The organism is Nitrospiraceae bacterium, from assembly GCA_020632595.1.
GTDB lineage: Bacteria > Nitrospirota > Nitrospiria > Nitrospirales > UBA8639 > Nitrospira_E.
Window position 1 is genome coordinate 110,486 of sequence record JACKFF010000003.1, and the last position, 21,082, is coordinate 131,567.

Annotated in this window: 22 protein-coding genes; 1 reads left to right on the top strand and 21 read right to left on the bottom strand. The window is 46.9% G+C overall.

The window, feature by feature from the left end:
- Nucleotides 1-29: 29 nt before the first annotated feature.
- The 8 genes from H6750_07945 to H6750_07980 all read right to left on the bottom strand — a co-directional run bounded on the left by H6750_07945 (nucleotide 30) and on the right by H6750_07980 (nucleotide 8,694).
- Nucleotides 30-1,226, bottom strand: coding sequence for an ATP citrate lyase (locus tag H6750_07945; protein ID MCB9774244.1), 1,197 nt, complete (start codon nucleotides 1,224-1,226; stop codon nucleotides 30-32).
- 417 nt (nucleotides 1,227-1,643) lie between these two features.
- The gene (locus tag H6750_07950) at nucleotides 1,644-2,321 is read right to left on the bottom strand and encodes a methyltransferase domain-containing protein (GenBank protein MCB9774245.1); all 678 of its coding nucleotides are present in this window, start codon (nucleotides 2,319-2,321) and stop codon (nucleotides 1,644-1,646) included.
- Between the two features lie 112 nt (nucleotides 2,322-2,433).
- Nucleotides 2,434-4,668 carry an NADP-dependent isocitrate dehydrogenase gene (locus tag H6750_07955; GenBank protein ID MCB9774246.1) on the bottom strand — a complete coding sequence of 745 codons (2,235 nt, stop codon included), beginning with the start codon at nucleotides 4,666-4,668 and terminating at the stop codon, nucleotides 2,434-2,436.
- A gap of 358 nt (nucleotides 4,669-5,026) precedes the next feature.
- Nucleotides 5,027-6,346, bottom strand: coding sequence for a hypothetical protein (locus H6750_07960; GenBank protein MCB9774247.1), 1,320 nt, complete (start codon nucleotides 6,344-6,346; stop codon nucleotides 5,027-5,029).
- Entirely contained in the window at nucleotides 6,343-6,951 is a 609-nt protein-coding gene (locus H6750_07965; protein MCB9774248.1) for a prepilin-type N-terminal cleavage/methylation domain-containing protein, read from the bottom strand. Before H6750_07965 ends, H6750_07960 begins: the two co-directional genes overlap by 4 nt.
- A 14-nt stretch (nucleotides 6,952-6,965) precedes the next feature.
- The gene (locus tag H6750_07970) at nucleotides 6,966-7,382 is read right to left on the bottom strand and encodes a prepilin-type N-terminal cleavage/methylation domain-containing protein (GenBank protein MCB9774249.1); all 417 of its coding nucleotides are present in this window, start codon (nucleotides 7,380-7,382) and stop codon (nucleotides 6,966-6,968) included.
- Nucleotides 7,382-7,843, bottom strand: coding sequence for a GspH/FimT family protein (locus tag H6750_07975; protein ID MCB9774250.1), 462 nt, complete (start codon nucleotides 7,841-7,843; stop codon nucleotides 7,382-7,384). Before H6750_07975 ends, H6750_07970 begins: the two co-directional genes overlap by 1 nt.
- Nucleotides 7,844-7,920: 77 nt before the next feature.
- On the bottom strand, nucleotides 7,921-8,694 hold the full coding sequence (locus H6750_07980) for a prepilin peptidase (protein MCB9774251.1): 774 nt from the start codon (nucleotides 8,692-8,694) through the stop codon (nucleotides 7,921-7,923).
- 125 nt (nucleotides 8,695-8,819) lie between these two features.
- On the opposite strand from H6750_07980, the gene H6750_07985 reads away from it, so the two are divergent.
- The gene (locus H6750_07985) at nucleotides 8,820-9,080 is read left to right on the top strand and encodes a response regulator transcription factor (GenBank protein ID MCB9774252.1); all 261 of its coding nucleotides are present in this window, start codon (nucleotides 8,820-8,822) and stop codon (nucleotides 9,078-9,080) included.
- Nucleotides 9,081-9,094: 14 nt separating this feature from the next.
- Here H6750_07985 and rlmB read toward each other — a convergent pair whose 3' ends face one another.
- The 13 genes from rlmB to thrH all read right to left on the bottom strand — a co-directional run bounded on the left by rlmB (nucleotide 9,095) and on the right by thrH (nucleotide 20,987).
- Complete coding sequence (gene rlmB, locus H6750_07990; protein MCB9774253.1) at nucleotides 9,095-9,859, bottom strand: 23S rRNA (guanosine(2251)-2'-O)-methyltransferase RlmB; 765 nt, start codon at nucleotides 9,857-9,859, stop codon at nucleotides 9,095-9,097.
- On the bottom strand, nucleotides 9,834-11,369 hold the full coding sequence (locus H6750_07995) for a cysteine--tRNA ligase (GenBank protein ID MCB9774254.1): 1,536 nt from the start codon (nucleotides 11,367-11,369) through the stop codon (nucleotides 9,834-9,836). Before H6750_07995 ends, rlmB begins: the two co-directional genes overlap by 26 nt.
- A 3-nt stretch (nucleotides 11,370-11,372) precedes the next feature.
- Nucleotides 11,373-11,984 (bottom strand): DedA family protein, encoded by a 612-nt coding sequence (locus H6750_08000; GenBank protein MCB9774255.1) that lies wholly within the window; start codon nucleotides 11,982-11,984, stop codon nucleotides 11,373-11,375.
- Nucleotides 11,985-11,989: 5 nt separating this feature from the next.
- A complete protein-coding gene (surE, locus tag H6750_08005) occupies nucleotides 11,990-12,838 on the bottom strand; it encodes a 5'/3'-nucleotidase SurE (GenBank protein ID MCB9774256.1) in 849 nt (282 codons plus the stop codon).
- Nucleotides 12,839-12,987: 149 nt separating this feature from the next.
- Nucleotides 12,988-14,340: a ferredoxin oxidoreductase gene (locus tag H6750_08010; GenBank protein MCB9774257.1), complete on the bottom strand. Its 1,353-nt coding sequence runs from the start codon at nucleotides 14,338-14,340 to the stop codon at nucleotides 12,988-12,990.
- A 43-nt stretch (nucleotides 14,341-14,383) separates the two neighbouring features.
- Nucleotides 14,384-15,145: a 2-oxoglutarate:ferredoxin oxidoreductase gene (locus H6750_08015; protein ID MCB9774258.1), complete on the bottom strand. Its 762-nt coding sequence runs from the start codon at nucleotides 15,143-15,145 to the stop codon at nucleotides 14,384-14,386.
- Nucleotides 15,146-15,200: 55 nt separating this feature from the next.
- Nucleotides 15,201-15,524 (bottom strand): pyruvate ferredoxin oxidoreductase, encoded by a 324-nt coding sequence (locus H6750_08020; protein MCB9774259.1) that lies wholly within the window; start codon nucleotides 15,522-15,524, stop codon nucleotides 15,201-15,203.
- A gap of 25 nt (nucleotides 15,525-15,549) precedes the next feature.
- Nucleotides 15,550-16,284 carry a 2-oxoacid:acceptor oxidoreductase family protein gene (locus H6750_08025; GenBank protein MCB9774260.1) on the bottom strand — a complete coding sequence of 245 codons (735 nt, stop codon included), beginning with the start codon at nucleotides 16,282-16,284 and terminating at the stop codon, nucleotides 15,550-15,552.
- Between the two features lie 69 nt (nucleotides 16,285-16,353).
- Nucleotides 16,354-17,244: a ferredoxin oxidoreductase gene (locus tag H6750_08030; GenBank protein ID MCB9774261.1), complete on the bottom strand. Its 891-nt coding sequence runs from the start codon at nucleotides 17,242-17,244 to the stop codon at nucleotides 16,354-16,356.
- 409 nt (nucleotides 17,245-17,653) lie between these two features.
- The gene (locus H6750_08035; protein MCB9774262.1) at nucleotides 17,654-18,556 is read right to left on the bottom strand and encodes a M23 family metallopeptidase; all 903 of its coding nucleotides are present in this window, start codon (nucleotides 18,554-18,556) and stop codon (nucleotides 17,654-17,656) included.
- A 185-nt stretch (nucleotides 18,557-18,741) separates the two neighbouring features.
- A complete protein-coding gene (locus H6750_08040) occupies nucleotides 18,742-19,068 on the bottom strand; it encodes a divalent-cation tolerance protein CutA (GenBank protein ID MCB9774263.1) in 327 nt (108 codons plus the stop codon).
- 221 nt (nucleotides 19,069-19,289) lie between these two features.
- A complete protein-coding gene (locus tag H6750_08045; protein MCB9774264.1) occupies nucleotides 19,290-20,042 on the bottom strand; it encodes a hypothetical protein in 753 nt (250 codons plus the stop codon).
- Between the two features lie 324 nt (nucleotides 20,043-20,366).
- Nucleotides 20,367-20,987, bottom strand: coding sequence for a bifunctional phosphoserine phosphatase/homoserine phosphotransferase ThrH (gene thrH / locus H6750_08050; GenBank protein MCB9774265.1), 621 nt, complete (start codon nucleotides 20,985-20,987; stop codon nucleotides 20,367-20,369).
- Nucleotides 20,988-21,082 lie beyond the last annotated feature (95 nt).

Sequence of the window (21,082 nt, forward strand, 5' to 3'; positions counted from 1 at the left end):
GGTCTCCTACATCCTCAAGGTCTAATAGGTTATTTTGCGGCCATGGCCATATCGACAATGTCCGTTAACGGTGTTTTGCGGTCAAATACCTGGATATCAAATCCCTCATCCTGGAGCGCACGCATGGCCGCTAATCCCTGCAATTCGTTTGGACCACCCCGGCGCACCCAAATCTTGACACCCTCAAGCTTGCCTTCCGCTTTAGCCTTTCGAAACGCATTGATAATGCCACCAAAGGTCTTTTTGACATCAGTAAAATTCGCAATCGCTCCACCCACAATAATATGTTTGATGCCAGGCAACGAGCAGACTTTTTCCGTCAGAACTTCCACTGCCCAGTCCGGTGGATCGCCTGAATATTCCGCATAATTGGCAAGTTTGCCACCACGAGCCACCACCGCATCCGAATAATAAACGCTGGCTCCACCACCGGCAGGTAACATCGCGATATTGCCCCCGGGAATTTCGATGAGCTTGACCGAGCCTTTCACCTTGGCATCAACCGCCATGACCTCCTCTTCATTTTTGGTGTAGGCACGCCCAAATTCAGCCGCAAACGGAAAAGTCCAGTCCTTATGCCGGAACTTAGCATCACCGTCCAGAAGGGTCACCGCATCCAGCGCCACAAGTTCTCCTTGTGCACTGAGCACAACCGGATTCACTTCTAAGTATTGAGCATCTTCATTATCAAAACAGGCATATAATTTCTTTAAAAATTCCGACATTTTGGCCGCCGTATCACCGGAAAACCCCGCATCTTTTACCAGGGCGGAAACCGCTGAATCCGATAGGGTCTCGCCGGTTTCGATAGAGATATGCTTGACCTTATCCCAATTAGATTCCACTTCGATGCCACCACAAGTTGCGACCAGGAGGTCCACTCCATCGCGCGTTGATTTGGCCGCGGCATAATATTCTTCTTTGTGATCAACCGCCTCGGAAACAATCACCTGCTTAATTGTCAGGGTTTCCAGTTTTTTACCAAGCATCTCCCGGACAGCCACTTTTGCCTCGGCTAAATCCAAGCCCACTTTGACTAACCCCAATTTAAACCGAGAGCCAAGTGCTTCATGCGCTTTGACTACCAGTTTATTTTTTGGGAGCCAATCATTGACCTGAGATAATTGGTCAAATTCCTCACTCGAGGTCACGACAGCATAGTTGGGAGTTGAAATCCCCCATTTTCGCAATAAGCCCATTCCCGGGCCTTCAAGAACTTTTGCCATAATCCAACCCTTCCTTCAGGGACCCATCATAATGGTTAAGGACAAACGTAGCACAACCCGCCTGCCGCGCGGAACGGTGCATTGTACGAATGCCCTTATCCCGCTGCAATCAATCAAAAGACCCATGAACCCCTTTCAAAAGTCCCAGTGCCACCACGTGGAATGCCCATAAGAACACCACCACACCCTTAAAGAGAAAACCTATTTAAAATTAGTTAGTTGAGATGAGAAGACCCCATCACTGCCTTTAGCCCAAGGCTTCCTTAAACCGAACCGCAATAGCCTACACTCGCCCCAGCCATGAGAAAACACCTGTCATGCCCAGTCATTTATCTTGTTGCTTTAAAAAGCCATTAACTTTACTCACTAAATTTTTGAAATTCGGACAACCCTCGTTTAAGAGGCCCCTCCTCTTTGTCAAAATGCCTCCTGACTCCTGCGACTTAATTGGTAAAAAAACCCCTTCTTTCCCACTCCCCCTTCTTTTCGGAATGGCCAGTTGAGCGGGATCTCTTCTATTGCCACAATAAATTTCTCTTTAAATTCACGTTCGACGGTATCGAGCCCCAGTCTATTTGGATCACAAAACATGGCTTTTCCCTTTTGGGTAAGCACCTGCCCAAGAATATGAGAAATACCGGCTAAAATTCCCTCGTCATAAAATACTTCACTGCCTATTACCAAATCATAAAAGCATTTTTTGGGTTCAATCTTTTCCGTCAAATTCAACAGGCATGTGTCAAAATTGCTGATATGATTCAGACGACAGGATTCCTTTGCTGCTTCAAGCGTAATAGGCACCATATCTGAAAACATGGTAAATGCCCCGAGCCGAGCAGCAACCACTCCGGCCAACCCTGTTCCACAGCCAATTTCCAGGACCTTGCCCCCTTGCAGCTTTGATGGGAAAAATTGATGAATGAGACATTCGGATAAGGCCACCTCAGAGGGCCAAATTCGATCCCAGTATCCCCATCCGAGGGATTCGTCATCTCGTGCATCTAATGGGGTTTCAAGAGAGATGTCTCGCTTGGTCTTACGGACAATGGGAACATCTCCGATTTTGGGAAGGGTCACAACTTTCACATGACTCACCGGAAATATCTCCCACTGCAAAAAGCACGAGCCGGGCTCCGTTTGGAACCCGGCTCGTTGAACACACCCCCAGTACAGGAATAATACCGGAAGATCAGCCTACGTTGAGAACCTAGGCTAAGCGACTTAAGATGGCATTGAAAGTCGCGCTGGGACGCATGGCGGCCATTACCTTGGTCGGATCCGGACGATAATACCCGCCAATATCCTGAGCCCGTCCCTTTGCCGCTTTAATCTCCTCAAGAATTGTATCAACTTTGGACTCCAACTCTTTTGCGATCGGGGTAAACTGCTTTTTCAAGTCCTGATCATCATTCTGGGCGGCTAGTTCTTGCGCCCAGTACAGGGCTTCGTACACATGACTTCCTGCATTATCCAGTTGCCCCAATTCACGTCCGGGGGACTTCCGGTTGTCCATGAGCTTTCCGGTAGCCCGGTCCAATGTGTCTGCCAGAACTTTGGCTTTTCTGTTATTTTTGTTTTGGCTTAAATGGGCAAATGACTCAGCTAACGCGAGAAACTCTCCGAGTGAATCCCAGCGTAAATGTCCTTCTTTGACAAACTGCTGGACATGCTTCGGGGCCGACCCTCCCGCTCCCGTTTCGAACAGTCCTCCGCCATTGATAAGTGGAACGATGGACAGCATTTTGGCGCTCGTACCTAACTCCAAAATGGGGAATAAGTCAGTGAGATAATCCCGAAGCACATTTCCAGTGGCCGAAATGGTATCGAGGCCTTCCTTCGCACGTTTGAGTGAGAACTTCATGGCATCCACCGGGGCCATAATTTGAATGTCCAGCCCTTTGGTATCGTGATCCTTAAGGTAGAGATTGACTTTTTCAATGATTTGGGCGTCATGAGCCCGATTGTTATTGAGCCAGAATACCACCGGCGTCGAAGAAGCTCTGGCCCGGTTCACAGCCAACTTGACCCAATCCTTAATAGCAACATCCGTTGTATAACAACTGCGCCAGATATCGCCTTTTTCGACATCGTGTTGCAGCAAAACATTCCCTGCCCCATCCAGGACCCTGACTATGCCTTTCCCAGTGGATTCAAATGTCTTGTCATGTGATCCATATTCTTCGGCTTTTTGTGCCATTAACCCCACATTGGGTACGCTACCCATGGTAGACGGATTAAATTCGCCATTTTCGCGACAAAAATCGACTACGGCCTGATAGATACCGGCATAACTCCGGTCAGGAATGATGGCTTTCATGTCATGTTCTTTGCCATCCGGTCCCCACATTTTCCCCGAGGTTCGCAGTGCAGCCGCCATGGATGCATCAATGATGATGTCACTCGGGACATGAAGGTTGGTAATGCCCTTGTCGGAATCCACCATCGCGAGTGCCGGTCCATTTTTGAGGGAGGCCTGAATGTCTGCCTCGATTTCCTTCTTTTTGGCCTCCGGTAAATTTTTAATTTTGGCCAGGATGTCACCTAATCCGTTATTCGGGTTGGCCCCCAATTCGGCAAACGTTTTTTCGTGTTTTTCAAAGACATCCTCGAAGAATGCTTTCACCGCATGACCAAACATGATGGGATCCGAAACTTTCATCATGGTGGCCTTCAGGTGTAACGACCACAAAATTCCCTTCTGTTTGGCATCCGCCACTTGCTCTTTAAAGAACTGCCGCAATGCCTGGCAGCTCATCTTGCTGGCATCCAGCACATCACCCTTTTTAAGGGTTAATTTATCTTTCACGACGGTTACGCTACCATCGTCCGCCACAAATTCAATTTTTCCCTTTCCAGCCGCTTTCTCGGATATGGTTACGGACTTTTCATTGCCGAAGAAATCTCCGGCCGTCATGTGCGCCACATGCGTTTTGGAATCTTTTGTCCATTTACCCATTTTATGAGGGTTCTTTTTGGCATATTGCTTGACTGAGGCTGAAGCCCGACGATCGGAATTTCCTTGCCGCAGCACCGGATTGACCGCGCTTCCTTTTACTTTGTCATATTTGGCTTTAATATCCTTTTCTTCCTCGTTTTTGGGATCTTCAGGATAGTCAGGGATCGCATAGCCCTGAGATTGCAATTCAGCAATCGCACCCTTAATTTGTGGGAGCGATGCACTGATGTTTGGTAATTTAATGACATTGGCCTCTGGCTTCTCAACCAGTTCACCTAATAGAGACAGATCATCCGGCTGACGTTGCTCAGGCTTGAGCTTGTCAGGAAATTGCGCAAGAATTCTTCCCGCGAGGGAGATATCTTTGGTGCCAACGGTCACACCTGCCGCTTTAGCAAATGACTGAATGATTGGAAGAAACGATCCGCTGGCCAGCTCAGGCGCTTCATCAACTTTCGTGTAAATAATGTCTGGTTGTACACTCATGGCATTTACCCCGTTAAAGGTTAACTAAGAACACATTTTTCCTGAAAAAACTCGTCTCAAACACGCCATCGGGGAATTCTACAAGCGGTTAAGTTGAAATTTGTAAACCAATCCCCATGCCGTGACAAGAAAACTATTGTAAGAATGGGGTTACCCTTCTGCAATCAATCAAAGGACCCATGTCGCCACGAATCAAAAGTCTCAGAAACGATGTGGTAAAAGGGGAAGTTTACGAAAACATTTTGCCCGAAAAAGTAAACTCAACTAGAAACTGGATGTGAGAGGAATTATGGAGAGGAAATCTTGCAAGCGAATTTTTGAGATTTATCAGTCGAGAAATAGAAAAGTCTTAGAGTGTTTAGAGAAGTTGTTGCCAACTGAGGGTCGTAACCGGAAGCACCCGAAGGGACGCGGCAATCGGACAGGTATCCAGAGTCATCTTCACCTCGCCATTCAGTATCTGCACCTGGTCCGCCAAGAGCGCACCCTGAATGACTGAACTCCCAATTCCACCATCAAACGTCACTTGCCCAGAGACAATGATGAGCCCTTCCCAATGAAAAGGCGCGGAAATGTTTAGATTTCCCATTACCAACAGTATGCCATATCCATTGAAATTCTGAGCGGAAAGTCGGCTCAAAAATCCCCCTGCAAGCGATTCGGTGTACAATAGGGCAGGATTCCCAGGCACCCCAAGATTCAGACCGAGAAGATCTCCTGAAATGACCTGGGCGCCTCCCTTCAGGCCATCTAAAGCCTTGACCAAATCAAGGATTTCCGTGCCCACTTGTGGCGTCGGAGGATTTCCTGTGAAAGTGGCAGTTCCTGTCAACGCACCTGCAGGCCCCAGCTGCACTGGGGGCCGGCCCCCTTCCAGGAGCCCACAATTATCAAATCCTTCTATAACTGCAGTTCCGCCAGCGAATACAACCTGACTATTCGCATATACGGGTGCCAACAATGGGGGGCCAGACGGGTGTGCCACCTCCACTTGAATCAGGGAGGTGGCACCTTCTACCTGACCCTGGCTGATGATGATTTCGACCGGGGAATATGGTGTTGGAGTTGCTGACGTAAATGAGGTGGGAATGAGTCCATTTTCTGATGCAAATCCAAAGTAGACTAAACTTCCTCGGTTACCTATTGAATGTGTCGCGGTACTTCCATCCCCATCTTGATAGTGAGGGGTCAGAGAACTGTGTCCCGCCTGTTCCGCATCATACTCGGTTTTATGACGAATTTTAGTCCAGTACGGAAGAGCAGTTTGCACACTATTTGGAAGAACTGCCATATTGGTGAGATTTCCACTCAAAGGAAAATAGTTGGTGAAAACCCCTGAATATTCAGGATCATCCTGTAGTTTCCACTCAGGGGAGGACAACACATAGGCGGACCAATTTGCTTGCAGGCTGGGAGAAGGATCGCCGAGATACCCTGGATTTGAAAAAGAAGATCCACTTAAACGAACGACAGTTTCTGCGATGCCCGCCTCTGCGGCATAGAACGTAGCCATCGCCCTTCGGAAATTTCCACTGATTTGTAAATCGGTGGATGTGGCAAACAGAATCGTCGCACCCATAATTGTGGAAATAGCGACCAACAACAAGGCCGCAATGAGCGCTCCACCATTGGAATTGCGACAAAGGCTTCTTCCTACCTGGCTATTGAATCCGATCATGATTGGATATTTCTCATCGTGATCCGGGAATGGAGAGTCAGCGTTCGATATCCACCGTTTTTGGCATACTGTGGATCAGGCTGTGACGTCCGGGCTGTAACCGAAATTTTCACTTGTCGAATAGCTCTGGAATCTGTGGTCGGGCTCCCACGCTGATCAAGGTAGTCTATGACAAACGCTTCAATGTTCTCACCAAATGGTTGATTGCCTCCACCTGTATTACGCCGAAGCATGTGGGTTGTGGCATCATAGACAAAAACAATCGATTCATTGGCATCGCTGGTGATGCCATTACCATTCATATCCGCCTTGATAGAGAGCTTTTTGGGATCATACGTAATCCCCTCAAAATCATTGGTAAGATCGGCATCACGATTCACTCCACGAGGGTCATAACCGGCCATCAGAATTTCCCGGGTCACCAAATCCACCACCACGCGAGCCTGTTGCTGCATGTCCAAAATATGCTCTCGCACGCCCTGGGCTTTGAGTTCTTGAATATACAGGGCATAGACCACACTCACTGTCAGGAGACTCAGGCCCAGGGCCACCATAACCTCAACAAGTGTATACCCCTGAGGGGACCCTATCGAAACATGTGACATCCGCGCATTCACTTTTACTTTGTGAGATAAGTGGTAAGTGTGGTGGTATGCGCATCGTGATCCCACCGCACTTCGACCGTGACAGTGTGTAACCCGGATATTGGAAAATGCGGTTGAATAGTGAGCGTTCGTTGATGATGACTCGCACCGGCAATGGAGCCATAGGGTTCCGTGTTAATCCATACACCCGTTAGCGAATTGGGCATTCCATCCCGGCGCACGTCTTCCAATTTTTCCTGGGCGAGGGTGACGGCTCTGGTCATTTTTTCGCTGGCGGTGATGCCGGTATGGGCAACAACGGAATAACCTGCAAATCCAAGGAGCGCCAGGAAAACCACCACCAGAGCCATGAGCACTTCTAACAAAGAGAACCCTCGGTTATTTCGCAGACAACTCGTCAGTCGATATCCCTCACGAATCATGATGTTCATTAAGACTTCACTTTTACCCGCCCGGTTATGCTCACCGTAATGATCCGTTTCCCGGCTGAATTGGACAAGGTAATAGATGCCAGGCTGGACGCCGTTCCTCTTGGCAGGAAGGAAGGATTGTTGGATGCCGTCATCATGACATCTCGATAACTCTCCTGAATATCGCGAGCTATAAGATGTTCGCCCGGGTCGGACTTTCCATTATTATTATCATCATCCAATAACACATACCGATGATTATCCTGAAAGAAGACTCGTTGCCTATTCCGCTCAATCACAGCCTTCATTTTTGCCCCTAAAAGGTCAGAGGTCACCTGCCTGGCTGCTCCATTCAATCGCCAATGAGGTAATTGGGACACCACCCAGGTCTGAGCGAACATCAAGATTACCCCGATAATGCCAAGCACGATGATTAATTCAGTGAAGGTAAAACCTCTGGTACATAAAAGAAATCTCTTCAATCGTCTTATCCTTGTCTCAGTAAGGTCTTCAACCGACTCCGTGTGATCGCACCTGCCTTCCTGAATTCGTTGGGTACTTATAGCAAGCCATGAAAATACCAGTGCCATAATTCCGTTCCCCATACCACCGCGATCAGGCCCCCAAGCGCTAAATAAGGTCCGAAAGGAATGTATTGGCCTTTTTTAAGGACCTTCGTCGCAAGTAAGATTATCCCGACAACCGCTCCCACCACTGATCCCACCATCAAGGTAAGTATGGCCTGTTGCCACCCCAAAAAGACTCCCACCATGGCCAAAAATTTAATATCACCACCCCCAATGCCTTCTTTCCCGAACAAGAAGGGACTGACCCACGCGAGAGCTAGCAAGACCCCGCCTCCCACCAACAGTCCGATAAGCGAATTGACCCAGCCCGTCGGTAGTAGAAAGGATGCGCAAAAAAAGCCAACCACTATTCCAGGTAATGTAATCACATCTGGAATAATTTTGTGGTCCCAATCAATCCAAGCCACTACAAGGAACACCGACACCAATCCCGCATACACGATCGTGGGCCATGTGAGTCCAAACCGCCAGACCACCAGCAGATAGCCTAAGCCATTTGCCAACTCAATAACGGGATACCTTCGCGGAATACGCGAATGGCAAAATCGACACCTCCCCAGTAGCCAGATAAAACTCAAAAGAGGAACATTGTCATACCAGCATATCTGCCTGCTGCAATGAGGACATGCCGACCGAGGAGCCACCACAGATTGTCCCTTTGGCACTCTGTACACACATACCGTCAAAAAACTTCCAATGACCGCTCCCAGAATAAAGACGCTCGGCCAAACAATCCAGTGAGACATAAAGGTCACATATTCCGTAGTTAATTCGACTAGGGTGAGTTTACGTATTCTTTCGGTTTACAATCCTAAAATGACCTGATATTCTCCCTTAGATAATTCGCCTAGAGAAAATGCCTGAGGTACCCATGACCAACCAACTAAAGCCGGATAAATTGGACATGCCACCTATTAAGCGAAAACGCCCAGAGGCCCTGACTCAACGCGAGCAAGAAATCCTACAACTCATCTGGTCAGGGTTGAAGAATAAAGAGATTGCACAGCAATTAAAAATTAGTGTCAAAACCGTCGAAGCCCACCGGGCTAATATGATGAAGAAGGTTCGGGTTTCTAATGCCGCCCAACTGCTCAATGCCGCAATTCAAGAAGGCCTGATTCAGATAAAATAATTTCCGCAAGGCTCTTATAGCTTCTGAGTGCGTTGCCGAACTGCTTCAAAGAGTGTCACTGCTACGGCAACTGACAAATTAAGCGAGTTCAGCCTTCCAAACATCGGAATCTTTACTTGTTGATCGCATTTTTTTAGGACAATCGGCCGGATCCCTTCTCCCTCACTTCCAAACACCAGCGCAACGGGTTCTGTGAGGTCTACCTCTGTATAGGATTCAACTCCTTCCGGGACTAATGCGACAGTCCTGATGGCCCGCTTCCGACATGTTTCAAGAAACTTTCCCGTATTGGCTACTCGGGCAATGGAAATATGCTCTAAAGCCCCAGCCGATGCTTTGGCCACTCCACCCGTCAGACCCACGGCACGGTGCTTGGGGATGACAATCCCATCTCCACCGGCCGCCTCTACCGAACGGACAATCGCGCCCAAATTATGTGGATCCTGGATTTGGTCTAACACCACTAATAAAGCAGAGATCGGGTTAAGAGAAAGTTGGTCCAGCAACTCCTCTCCCTCCAGATATTCCTTGGCGGAAACTTGAGCCACCACGCCCTGATGATGTCGATCGCCGGCTAAGCGATCTAATCGTTCCCTTGATTCGACAGCCAGGGAAATACCACGCTCCCTTGCCAATTTCACAATGGGAAGAAATCGACCATCAGCCCGAAGAGTCCAAATTCGTTGGACGGGCCGAGACTGCGAATGGAGAGATTCTAGAACCGCATGAAACCCGTACACCGTTGCCTGGGATTCATCGTTTCCATCGTGTGGTGCCATCGTGTCGGTCTTCCAGAATGATGCCTTGTTCGGCTAATTCATTTCTGATGGTATCAGCGGTAGAAAAATCTTTCTGAGCACGAGCTTCATTGCGAAGGCGAATTTTTTCCTCGATCCAATCCGAACTTACGAAACGAGAGGTCTCCACAGAACCACCACCACTTATTATTGTAGAACCGTAAGCGGTTTTCGTTCCTTCTGCCTTCAAAGAACCGCCACCCCCTATCGTTGCAGAACCGTATGCAACAAACGGCCATTCTTTAGGATTCAACTGGAATAACCCGAGCGGTTCGCCGAACTTTTTCAGTGCCTCTTTGACTTTTTGTTTAGCCTGGCTGGACAACCCCTTTCCCAATAATTTATTGATCTCTCCTCGAAGTTCGTGAAAAGCTCCGAGCACCTTGGGCGTATTGAAATCATCATCCATACTTTCCTGAAATTTTTTGGCAAAATGATTCGAGACGCGCCCCCACTCTTCGTGACCTTGATTATCCGCTTGAGTATCGAATTCCTCCAGTCGCCGAATGAGTCCATAGATGGAATCCATAGCCGATTTGGCTTCGGAAATCGATTGGTCAGAAAAATTGATATCGCTCCGGTAATGCGTGGAGAGGAGGTAATAGCGAAGACATTCCCCGGTTACGATTTCTGAATATGGTGACTTCTCAAAGATCTCTCGAATCGTAAAAAAATTTCCCAATGACTTGGACATTTTCTCTTGATCAATTGTCACAAACCCGTTGTGAATCCAATACCGCGCGAATTCCTTCCCCGTATAGGCACAAGACTGAGCCACTTCATTTTCGTGATGCGGGAAAATGAGATCCTTCCCTCCCCCATGGATATCGAATGTTGGACCCAAGTGCTTGATCGACATGGCCGAACATTCGATATGCCAACCCGGTCGACCTTTACCCCAAGGGCTCTCCCACCCTGGCTCATCCGGCTTTGCTGATTTCCAGAGAGCAAAATCCATGGGATCTTTTTTCCGATGGTCGACTTCAACGCGAGCACCGGCCAATAATTCTTCCAGATTCCTACCGGATAATTGGCCATACTGACTGAACTTTCTGACTTCGAAATACACGTCACCTTTCACCTCATAGGCAATGCGCTTCTCAACTAATCCGGCAATCATGTCCACGATATCCTGGATATGGTGAGTCGCTCGAGGCTCTATTGTAGGGGGAATAATTCCCAATCGCCCCATGTCTCGATAAAAGGCTTCGATATATTTTTCCGTCACCTGAGTCCAGGGAATACCTTCTTTGTGAGCTCGTTGGAGAATTTTATCGTCCACATCGGTAAAATTTCTGACATAGGTGACCTGGTAACCGCTGTATTCCAAATACCGCCTGATGGTATCGAAAACTAACGCGCTCCTGGCATGTCCAAGATGACAATCATCGTATACCGTGACTCCGCAAACATACATTTTAACCTGATTCGGCGTCAGCGGGAGAAACAGTTCTTTCTTTTTTGTTCGGGAGTTATACAGGGTGAGAGGCATAACTTACTGTTCTCGAGTGGGTGCGGGATGTGTGATTTTTTTTCCATGATGTTGGACCAGCCAAAATCCAAGAACCAACATCACCACAAAGATGATGGAAAATATGTTGAAATACTTCTCTATGAGTTCTTTGACCCATGGGCCCATGAATTGGATAGCACCTGCAACGAGAAAAAACCGACCGCCCCGACTGATAAGTGAGGCCACCATAAATGTTCGAAAGTTCACATAAAACGCTCCTGCCCCAATGGTAAAAATTTTGTACGGAATAGGGGTGAACCCTGCGATAAGAATAGCCCAGGCTTCATACCGTTGAAAATACTGATGCACCAAATCCATTCTGGCTTGCCCCATAAACTTAAGCAGAAGAGGCCGCCCCCCAAACCATCCGATTCCATATCCAAATGCTCCTCCAAGCACAGACCCCATCGTCGCGACCGTTGCGTACCACCAGCCCAGGCTTGGATTGCCAAGAGTAAGCGCAATGACTAGCACATCAGGAGGCAGTGGGAAAAATGAAGATTCGGCGAAAGCCAGACAGAATAGGGCAGGAACTCCATAGGGAGAGTCAGACCACGATAACATCCACTCGTATAATTGTTTGCCCAATTCCATATTTTTCAGGAAAAATTGCTCGCACTCCGTCGCTTACCTTTCCTAGAAACCATTTTGGGTTTTTGCAAGGGTTGTGTTGGGGCAGACAAATCCTTCTCCCACCCCTTAAGCGCCTGCATCGCAGAATAATCGGTTAGATCCAAATGAAGTGGAGAAATTGAGACCATTTGATTGGAAACGGCGTCATGATCAGAATGCTTCCCTCTAGCCCATGATTCTCGCTGGCCCGCAATCCAAAAATATCGATTCCCCCTAGGATCTGTCTTTTCGACTACGGGATTGAGATAACGACGTTGGCTCAAACAAGTTATTTGAATACCGGCAATGTTCTCCAATCGACGACTCGGAACATTCACGTTTAATATGGTCTCTTCAGGAACCCCGTATTCTAAAACCCGTTTCGCAACCAAAAAGGCAAAATGGCCGGCGACGGCATATTGGCATTTTGGTAAGTCTTCCAGGGAAATAGCAATAGAAGGGATACCATGAAGCATACCTTCAATAGCACCGGCAACCGTTCCGGAATTAGTCACGTCATCACCCAAATTCCATCCCTTATTAATTCCTGACACCACCAATTTTGGCAGGCACATCGGTAGAAGATGACACACGGCTAGTGTCACACAATCCGCTGGGGTCCCATTAACGGCATACCATCGTTTTTTCAGAGCACGCAGCCTCAATGGTTTATGCAATGTCATAGACCGCCCAACGGCATTTTGGGCCTTTTCTGGGGCCACAACCCAAACTTCCCCCAACGGGCTCAGAGCCTCAGCCAACACCTTGATGCCAGGAGCACTTATTCCATCATCATTGGTAATCAAGATTAGTGGTCTGGCAGAAGAAACGATCATTTAAACCTGTTACTTTACCAGGAGCTTCTACTAACCGACAGCCTTCCCCTTAATCAATCCTCAAACTTTTCCTGATGGCAAAGAAAAGCCCGCCCCAATTTTTTTGGGACGGGCTTTTGGTCTTCCTATTCTTCGCTATTGTACCGATCCTAAATGCTCTTCATAAAATGAGCAACTGCTGCCGGATCCACGGTTCCCATTATATGAGACTCTGGAACAGTGTTCGACTTCTTACCGGTCAACCCACATTCCACTTCGTCAGTAATCATCTCAACCGGCATGGACATTCCTCCATAGACATGTGGACCGGCCACAATTTTTGCGTTGGAAAACCCATAAATTGCCGTGGCCACATCTTTGGCCAACCATCCAACATAATTAAATTCGGGAATAACAATAAGCTTGGCTTTGCCGCAAAGCTCCCTTAGTTCGTTTGTTGGAAATGGTCGCAAGGAACGAATTTTGATTAATCCTGCCTTGATGCCCTTTTCTTTACATTGGCGGACCGCCTCGCGGGATTGCGCCGCAGCACTCCCGGAAGCAATAAGGAGAACATCTGCGTCTTCCACATCCTGAGCTTCTAACAATCCATCCATATACTGATTAATATATTTCCGTGATCGTTCCACGCCAGCCCATACTTCCTGTTGCCACACAGCATGAATGTTGTAGGCCATAAAATTAGATTTTTGAACTGGAGCATCACGAGACAATCGAGCTGGAGGGTTCTCCGCATCTAAAACTGGCACTGACCCTCTGTAAGGATCTCGAGGTGGAAGCTTGAGCCCACGATCCTGCATTGCACAATATCCTCGAGCATGTGTCACAAAAAACCCATCACAACAGACACCTACTGGCAGGGTCACATCATTTTTTTCGCTGATGATAAAACCTTTCATAATAAAGTCGAACAGGTCCTGTTGATTTTCTGCATGGAAGACCAACATTCCGCTGTTCAAAAGGTAGGCAATTTCAATATTATCCGGTTGGATGGCCAAGGGAGCATTGACGACCCTGCACGTAAACATGCAAACAGCGGGAAGGCGGTGACCGGCCCACGAGACAATGGGCTCAAGACCTCGCAATGTTCCAGGACCAGCTGTGGCAGTAAACGCTCGAACACCTGCGCGAGATGCGCCAGCAATTGCCGACATGACGCCATATTCTTCTTCGCCTCGATAGAATTCCTTCACATACCCTTCCCCATACAATACTCCGATTAATTGCAATGTTTCACTTTGTGGGGTAATAGGATATGCCACGGACATATCTACATTTGAGCGCCTCACCGCCTCTTTTGCACATTCACTCCCCGTAATGAATTCGCGTTCACGAGGAGCCTCAAAAAACATATACTCTGGAGAGACAATCCTCTGCCGTTTGGCTTCTCCATGAGGGTCCTTTCTTCCCTTTTCGCTGTCAACTGCTGGTGCAGCGGGTGCGCTCGTAATTGGATCACCTTGAGGATTGGTTTTAACTTCTGATTCAAGGGCTTCGCTCATGGTTTGACCCCCCTATAACTTAAATAAAATTTCACGAATATACTCATGCTTCCTTTTGCATATGTTCTGCTTTATGACCAAACGCTGCCGCATTTCCATCAACCGGGCTTTCAATACTAAAATCCAGGGGATTGGTGTGTGTTTTGCCACCATGGACCTTTGACTGTAGTCCAGTAAAACGAACATTATTGCCATTTTCTGGTAATTTTATCCCCATTTCTTCTCGGACCCTCTTAAACACTGCCGCAACCCGACGGATCTTTGCAGCATCAGAATCTCGAACCGTGAACATGGCATCCTCATGCCCTTGTTCCGCACAAATTGCAGATGTCCAACAATTGGTTCCAGCGCGAATCATTTTGAGTGTCAGATTAGCGTAGTGACAATGGACCCCGATAAAAATACAGGCTTCAATCTTATTCCCCCATATTGTCAAATTGGGATGATTCGGGTTGATCACTTCCTCCGGTTCAACCTTCGGGTACTTGGGGCGATAATCCGGCATTGGGATGACGAGCACATCGGGTAATTGAGCTGCAAGCTCTAATACAGCCTTAGCCTTTTCCGCTGCATGATCATTCCAATTCCATAACACCATCGGACCAGGGAAAATGGTTGCATTCTTTCGAGTCAACATTGCACGCGCCATGGCTTCCATTGCCAGCTCTTCCGCAACTACATGGCCAAATTTCAAACCAAATCCGACTTCAGGCGTCAGTACACCAAGCTCCGCAGCCGATGGTGGATGAAAACCTTGTGGCCCTGGTGCCACGATTGCTTCTTCTAGCTCTTTCGTTAATTCCACGTTAGACTCCGATTGATGAATATGAAAAGGCTAAAAAATAGAAAAACTTTTAAAATTATCCCCTTAGCGGGTTGGCAAGGACCGCTTTGGTATTTTTTTCCACATAAGAAATATTTTCAGTGAGTGCGGCATCCCCGATTTGATCGATCATTTCCATTTTAATGGCATGATGCTTCGCCATATTGTCACACACCCATACGCATTGCGCACAACCCTTACAACGATCGACGGCGACATAGGCCGATCCATACTTTAAGCCCCTGTCCTTCCCCGCTTCCGTATCATATTGAATCGTATTGGCTTCCGGACAGTACTGTGTGCACAATTTACAGCTGGTTGCCGCGCATATGTTTATATCTATATTTGCAACAAGATACATCCCTCACCCCTTTCAATTTCCTTTTTTAGACCGAAACCTTAGCTGCTTTATTTGCGGCATTAGTTGTCTGGTCAGCCATTGAGGAAGCTCCCAATGTCCACCCATTATCGACCGCATAATCCCACCCAGCTTTTACAACTGCTAGGTTTTTCTCAATCAATTCTGCCTTTTTCTTGAATTTTCTTTCCACCACACTATCCAGTGCGGCAGTTCCACCTGATACCACAAATCCTTTTCCGAGAAATCGATCCTTTACCGCTGTACCCGTAGCCTCTATAGTCGAGAGTCCCGTAATTGCGCCGATGGCTCCAACCATAGCCATATTGGTAGCTAAATCGATTCCTGCCACATCCAGGGACATTTGGGTAGCTGGGAGGTAATATATTTTGGCACCCAGGTCTTTCAATTCAGCCGCTTGATCCGGTTCAAGATTCATTGGAGTATTGCTATTGATAAGAACGACTCCCTCTTTTTTTAACCCATAGTAAAATGGATTTGTGTAGCTCTTTCCGTGAGTAATGCACTGTGGATGAAAGACCATGAGGATATGGGGAAAGGTAATTTCTCCAATTTCATAAATTGGTTCATTTGAAACACGGACATAACTTTCTACCGGAGCCATTCGCTTTTCAGACCCATAAAACGGAACGATGGTGCTCTCCCCCCCAGCATTGATGACTGCTGTGCTAAAAATATGGGATGCAGTCACCACACCCTGACCACCAACGCCTGCCATACGAATGTTATAACGAATAGCCATTTTCAACCTCCTCCATTTTCATCCCTTTAAGAGCATCACAACCAAGCACGCAAAATATCTGGGAGACAACTACCCTTTTGTTACTGCAGCTGCAGGCTTCGGGAGATATTCTTTGTACCCATACAATTCCCCTAAATACTGCTTGGCTTCGTCTGTAAGATATTCAGAAAATGCATAACGATCATTCTCGACATCTTTGGCATCTTCCATCACTTTATCTGTTGGAATCGCATATTCAATATTACATGAGGTATAGGCTTGGATATATGTTGGGCCTACTTCTCGCGCAATCAAAACGGCCTTCTTTATGACACTTTCTACTCTTCTAGGGTTGTTGGGAACCACTGTTGCCACATACGCACACCCTGCAACCTTGGCCATTCCTAACATATCCATCTTTTCAAATTTTTTCCCTAAGGGTGCCATCTTTAAAACCTGGCCCTTGTTGGTCATACCACTTTCTTGACCGCCAGTATTCCCATATACTTCGTTATCCAACATGATGGTCGTAAATTTTTCTTTTCGAAACCACGAATGTAAAGTTTGAGCAAAGCCGATGTCTGCCATTCCCCCATCTCCCGCCATCACTACAACATCTTTGGGGCGATCTCCAAACCTCAAGCGAAGTCCACGTGACAACCCACTTGCAACCCCATTTTGATCGCCGTAATTTCCATAAACAAATGGGATAGCTGCCTGAGAAATGGCTAGACGCCCGCATCCTGCAGTACCAACTGTAATCGTGTCTTCTGGATTAGGGAATGCAATAATAGCCAAACGGATAAATAAGGTCATCGCACATCCCGCACACATAGGATGTTCCTCTAAGATTTCTTTAAACGTTCCCACTTGCGAAACAGATGTTTTCTTACCAAATGGACCATGCTCGACCATATCCCTATATTCTTTGGGCATAAATTTTCCGAAACCTGGCGTGAATTTTACATAATCGAGACTCATATCGGGCCTCCTCCTTGGTTAGAAGCAAAAGTAACCATTACCATTAATTTTTTGAACCAACTTTAAGCTAGGTAAAATACCCCAGCAAAACAAGAAACTAACAAAGAAAACAAATTATTGTCAATTTAACCGATCCGATAGGATTAAATTTCCAGCAATGTCTTAATCATTTCCAAAATTTCACACAAACCAAAATTCCTTCGACGCCTTCCGTGCTAATTTAGGCAATTTTTTTTGATAATTCAACACAAAAGAAGGCCCACCCTTTATAAAAGAAGACCCAGTCTCGAATCATACAGCTTAGGTCTTTTGTCCCAGAATTTTCAAGGGAAGGTGAAAGTGGAAGTGAAGCAAGAACACGATCAGGCCTGGCAGATGACTAAAAATCTCCAAGGCCCGACAGGGCAGGCTAATCCAAAATGTAATGAACAGGATCTACAACTCTATCGTTCACAGCCACTTGATAGTGAAGATGGGGTCCAGTTGAAAACTTCCCCGTGCTCCCCACAAGCCCGACAAGATCACCTCTACGAACCTTGTCACCATACTTCACATGGATTTTTGACAAATGCCCGTAGGTCGTCTCAATGCCATATCCGTGATCGATGCGAATAAATTTCCCCATCCGACCATCATATGCGGCGACAACAACTTTCCCTGCCGCAGGAGAACGAACTTCTGTACCAGTAGGAGCACCGATATCAATACCTGCATGCAAAGCTTTTTTACCTGTAAAGGGGGAGACCCGTGGACCAAACTTTGAGGTTAAAGCACCTTTTACCGGCCAGATGGAAGGGATGGAGGCCCATTGATCAGCTTTTTGCTGAGCGGCGGCTGAAAGCTCTTCCAAAATTTGGCTTTCCAATTCAGTTTGTTGGTTTAGCCACTCTAGCCCAGCCTTAATCTCGCTTATTTTTCGATCCATGGTTGATTTTGAACCAGAGACCTCTGGGGATATCCCGGTTTTTTCAATTGAAGACTTTAACTCCGAGGAGCCCTCTTCCTGTAACCCATCGTATGGCATCTCCTCATAAGGCAATTCCTCTCCTCCCTGACCAGGCAGACCAGAAGGCAACCCCTGAATCTCATCCGCCTCAAGACCAAACATGGTTTGTAGCTTACGATTGAGGGTCTCCAACACCAACATCCGCTTTTTCATTCCATCTACTTCTGTTGAAAAATTGCTGGTTCGAGCACGCGAGGTCGTTAATTCTTGTTTTATTTCTCCTAACTCACTCAGTTGGCTCCACTGGTAAACATAATGCGTAATAACCCCACCCTGAACGAGCAGCAACACAAACCCCACAATCATTGCATACTTCACAAGAGATTTTCGGAATTTTAGGCGCCAGGGATTCGATCGGGCTCCACGAAAGATTATGACCGTCAACGTATCTTCAGACTCTTTCATAATTCACCAAAATTATAAAATTAAGAGCATCTAAGGTTTTTATTTATGACCATTCGGCCCAAAAACACCTTGCCCGTACCCTCCAGTCATACCGATTCGATCTTAATTGCATCTCGAATCCAGTCTAAATATTCTTCGCTCCCAAACTGAATTGGGAGAGCAATGATTTCAGGAACCTGATAACTATGATGGGCTTTCACCGCTGAAAGCAATTGGTCATAGGCCCGTCTCACAGTTTTGGCCAATAGCAAAAATTCCTGTTCCTCAGCAATTTGCCCATCCCATTGGAAAATTGATCGCACGCCCGGGATGATATTAACGCATGCGGCCAATCCGTTCTTCACTAACATCCTTGACAGATTTACAGCCTCTCCTTCGGAACCTACCGTCACCATTACAACGATTTCTTCCATTTAAACATAGCACCAAGTGCTTGAAATCTTGCATGAAAGAAAAAGATCTCATGAATTCATGAGAGACAACAACGAACGTCCTTGCAAGATATCAGTGTTTCCTAATCATTATCGGCCGTTTTTTCAGCTCCTGAAGTTTAAAATAATCTTCTGCTTACTAAATATCAACCAGATATTTCATAATTTTTTACGATTCTTCACATGACAATAAATTCAATCACTTAGCGTGGCATTAGCCGGGTTGGGTCCTCGTTGGCCAAGCCGATTAAATCTGCAATTGCGGGTTTTAAGGCTTCTTGCATGGCCTCAGGATAACTTTCGACAGCATTCTCAAGACCATAATATGGTCCATCAAGCTGCTTCCCTTCAAATTCCATTGTCATATTCCATAACACCTGCGACGGATCATTTATGGGTGTTAATCGAAGATCAAGCTCAAGAGCAGTGGTGGTTTCACTCATGGGAAGACCTAACATCCAAAAAACCACTCCCACGGGAGCTAATAGATACGAGTACAATCGACGGTTCCAGTCAGTAGAGCGGAGACGACCTCGAAAGGCCACATCCGCTGGCTGTTGCCCTTCGTCTTTGGCAAAACTAACCGAGGAAAAAATTGCTGCATGCTTTAATTCCGCAACAATGGATTGAGCAAGATCATTAGTCGGATCAAATTTGACGACATCGACCTCCTCAGGGTTTGGTGCGGCCTCAGGGCGTTGATATCGAGTGTCCCCATAAGGAACCAGAGGGATAGCGGCCTTCCAATATTCCTCTTTTACCTCATTTCCCCTCAAATCTTCTAAGGGCAGAACAATGGCTTTAGCCGGGATGGGGGCGGCGGCTTTTTCACTCAGAAATGACCCCGTAGAGGCTGGGGGGTATTGCCATTCCCGTTTCCCAAGACAGCCCGTTAGGGTAGTGAGACAGAGAATTGCTGTTACCAATAGAGACAGGCGAATGCGAGAGACCCTCATGTAAATGCTCCTTTCAAGTTTGTCAGTGCTCTTGGGATAAAAAATTTGCAGCCAACAGTCCCAGAGGATCCAGAAAAATTTTCCGGAAATTTTTTGAGGATTACATCTCTTTTCTTCAAAAAATGATTCTTTGACACTTTTTTCCCTTTATCATCAGGACTTTTCTTCACCCACCTATAAAACGCCATACATCTAACAAGTACAATTCGGAAACGCAACAATGGTTTTCTCTCAGAAAAACCTCCATAAATTTTGGCATTAGCCAGAGGCCTCTTGAACGAAAACAGGGGGAAAGGAATTCAAGCCTATCTCAGCATGACCACGTCAGGAAGGGAAGCCGCCTGCCCGACCAATGTGTTCCTGGAATTCTGCATACGAGCGAGCTACCGGGAATTGGGGAAATTCCTGGACAATCGAATCAGGTGGACAGAAAAAAAATCCGGCGTCGGCCTCCTTTAACATTGAAACATCATTATAGGAGTCTCCTCCCGCCAACACTCTGAAACCGATCCCTTTTAACGCACTGACAGCATGTCGCTTTTGATCATGTTGGCGTAAGAAATAATCCGTGATAAACCCATGGGAATCAACTCCCAAGGTATGGCAAAAAATCGTAGGGAATTCGAGCTTCTTCATAAGTGGTCCGACAAACTCATAATACGTGTCCGACAATATAATGATTTGACATCGTTCACGCAGCCACCCGATAAAATCAGGAACACCAGGGAGGGGAGAAATCGTACTGGCAACCTCCTGAATATCCCGAAGAGTAATCCGATGCACTTTCAGGACTTCCAGTCGTTTTTTCATTAAGACATCATAGTCCGCAACGTCCCTGGTGGTCAGACGTAGCTCTTGGATACCAACTTTATCCGCCAAAGCTAGCCAGATCTCAGGAAATAACACCCCTTCCATATCCAAACAGGTAACAACCGGCTGCGCCATCAAGACCTCTTCTCGTGGTTAATATTCAAAAATGTTCCTCGCCATCAAAATTCTCGATGGATCATAAAAGAATTCCCGGGGCAGCCACAACTAAA

What these genes read in the sequence shown, in the direction of transcription:
- H6750_07945 (MCB9774244.1), bottom strand. Translation starts at nt 1,226, where the DNA reads ATGGCAAAAGTTCTTGAAGGCCCGGGAATGGGCTTATTGCGAAAATGG.
- H6750_07955 (MCB9774246.1), bottom strand. Translation starts at nt 4,668, where the DNA reads ATGAGTGTACAACCAGACATTATTTACACGAAAGTTGATGAAGCGCCT.
- H6750_07960 (MCB9774247.1), bottom strand. Translation starts at nt 6,346, where the DNA reads ATGATCGGATTCAATAGCCAGGTAGGAAGAAGCCTTTGTCGCAATTCC.
- H6750_07965 (MCB9774248.1), bottom strand. Translation starts at nt 6,951, where the DNA reads ATGTCACATGTTTCGATAGGGTCCCCTCAGGGGTATACACTTGTTGAG.
- H6750_07970 (MCB9774249.1), bottom strand. Translation starts at nt 7,382, where the DNA reads ATGAACATCATGATTCGTGAGGGATATCGACTGACGAGTTGTCTGCGA.
- H6750_07980 (MCB9774251.1), bottom strand. Translation starts at nt 8,694, where the DNA reads ATGTCTCACTGGATTGTTTGGCCGAGCGTCTTTATTCTGGGAGCGGTC.
- H6750_07985 (MCB9774252.1), top strand. Translation starts at nt 8,820, where the DNA reads ATGACCAACCAACTAAAGCCGGATAAATTGGACATGCCACCTATTAAG.
- rlmB (MCB9774253.1), bottom strand. Translation starts at nt 9,859, where the DNA reads ATGGCACCACACGATGGAAACGATGAATCCCAGGCAACGGTGTACGGG.
- H6750_07995 (MCB9774254.1), bottom strand. Translation starts at nt 11,369, where the DNA reads ATGCCTCTCACCCTGTATAACTCCCGAACAAAAAAGAAAGAACTGTTT.
- H6750_08000 (MCB9774255.1), bottom strand. Translation starts at nt 11,984, where the DNA reads ATGGAATTGGGCAAACAATTATACGAGTGGATGTTATCGTGGTCTGAC.
- surE (MCB9774256.1), bottom strand. Translation starts at nt 12,838, where the DNA reads ATGATCGTTTCTTCTGCCAGACCACTAATCTTGATTACCAATGATGAT.
- H6750_08010 (MCB9774257.1), bottom strand. Translation starts at nt 14,340, where the DNA reads ATGAGCGAAGCCCTTGAATCAGAAGTTAAAACCAATCCTCAAGGTGAT.
- H6750_08020 (MCB9774259.1), bottom strand. Translation starts at nt 15,524, where the DNA reads ATGTATCTTGTTGCAAATATAGATATAAACATATGCGCGGCAACCAGC.
- H6750_08025 (MCB9774260.1), bottom strand. Translation starts at nt 16,284, where the DNA reads ATGGCTATTCGTTATAACATTCGTATGGCAGGCGTTGGTGGTCAGGGT.
- H6750_08030 (MCB9774261.1), bottom strand. Translation starts at nt 17,244, where the DNA reads ATGAGTCTCGATTATGTAAAATTCACGCCAGGTTTCGGAAAATTTATG.
- H6750_08035 (MCB9774262.1), bottom strand. Translation starts at nt 18,556, where the DNA reads ATGATTGTGGGGTTTGTGTTGCTGCTCGTTCAGGGTGGGGTTATTACG.
- H6750_08040 (MCB9774263.1), bottom strand. Translation starts at nt 19,068, where the DNA reads ATGGAAGAAATCGTTGTAATGGTGACGGTAGGTTCCGAAGGAGAGGCT.
- H6750_08045 (MCB9774264.1), bottom strand. Translation starts at nt 20,042, where the DNA reads ATGAGGGTCTCTCGCATTCGCCTGTCTCTATTGGTAACAGCAATTCTC.
- thrH (MCB9774265.1), bottom strand. Translation starts at nt 20,987, where the DNA reads ATGGCGCAGCCGGTTGTTACCTGTTTGGATATGGAAGGGGTGTTATTT.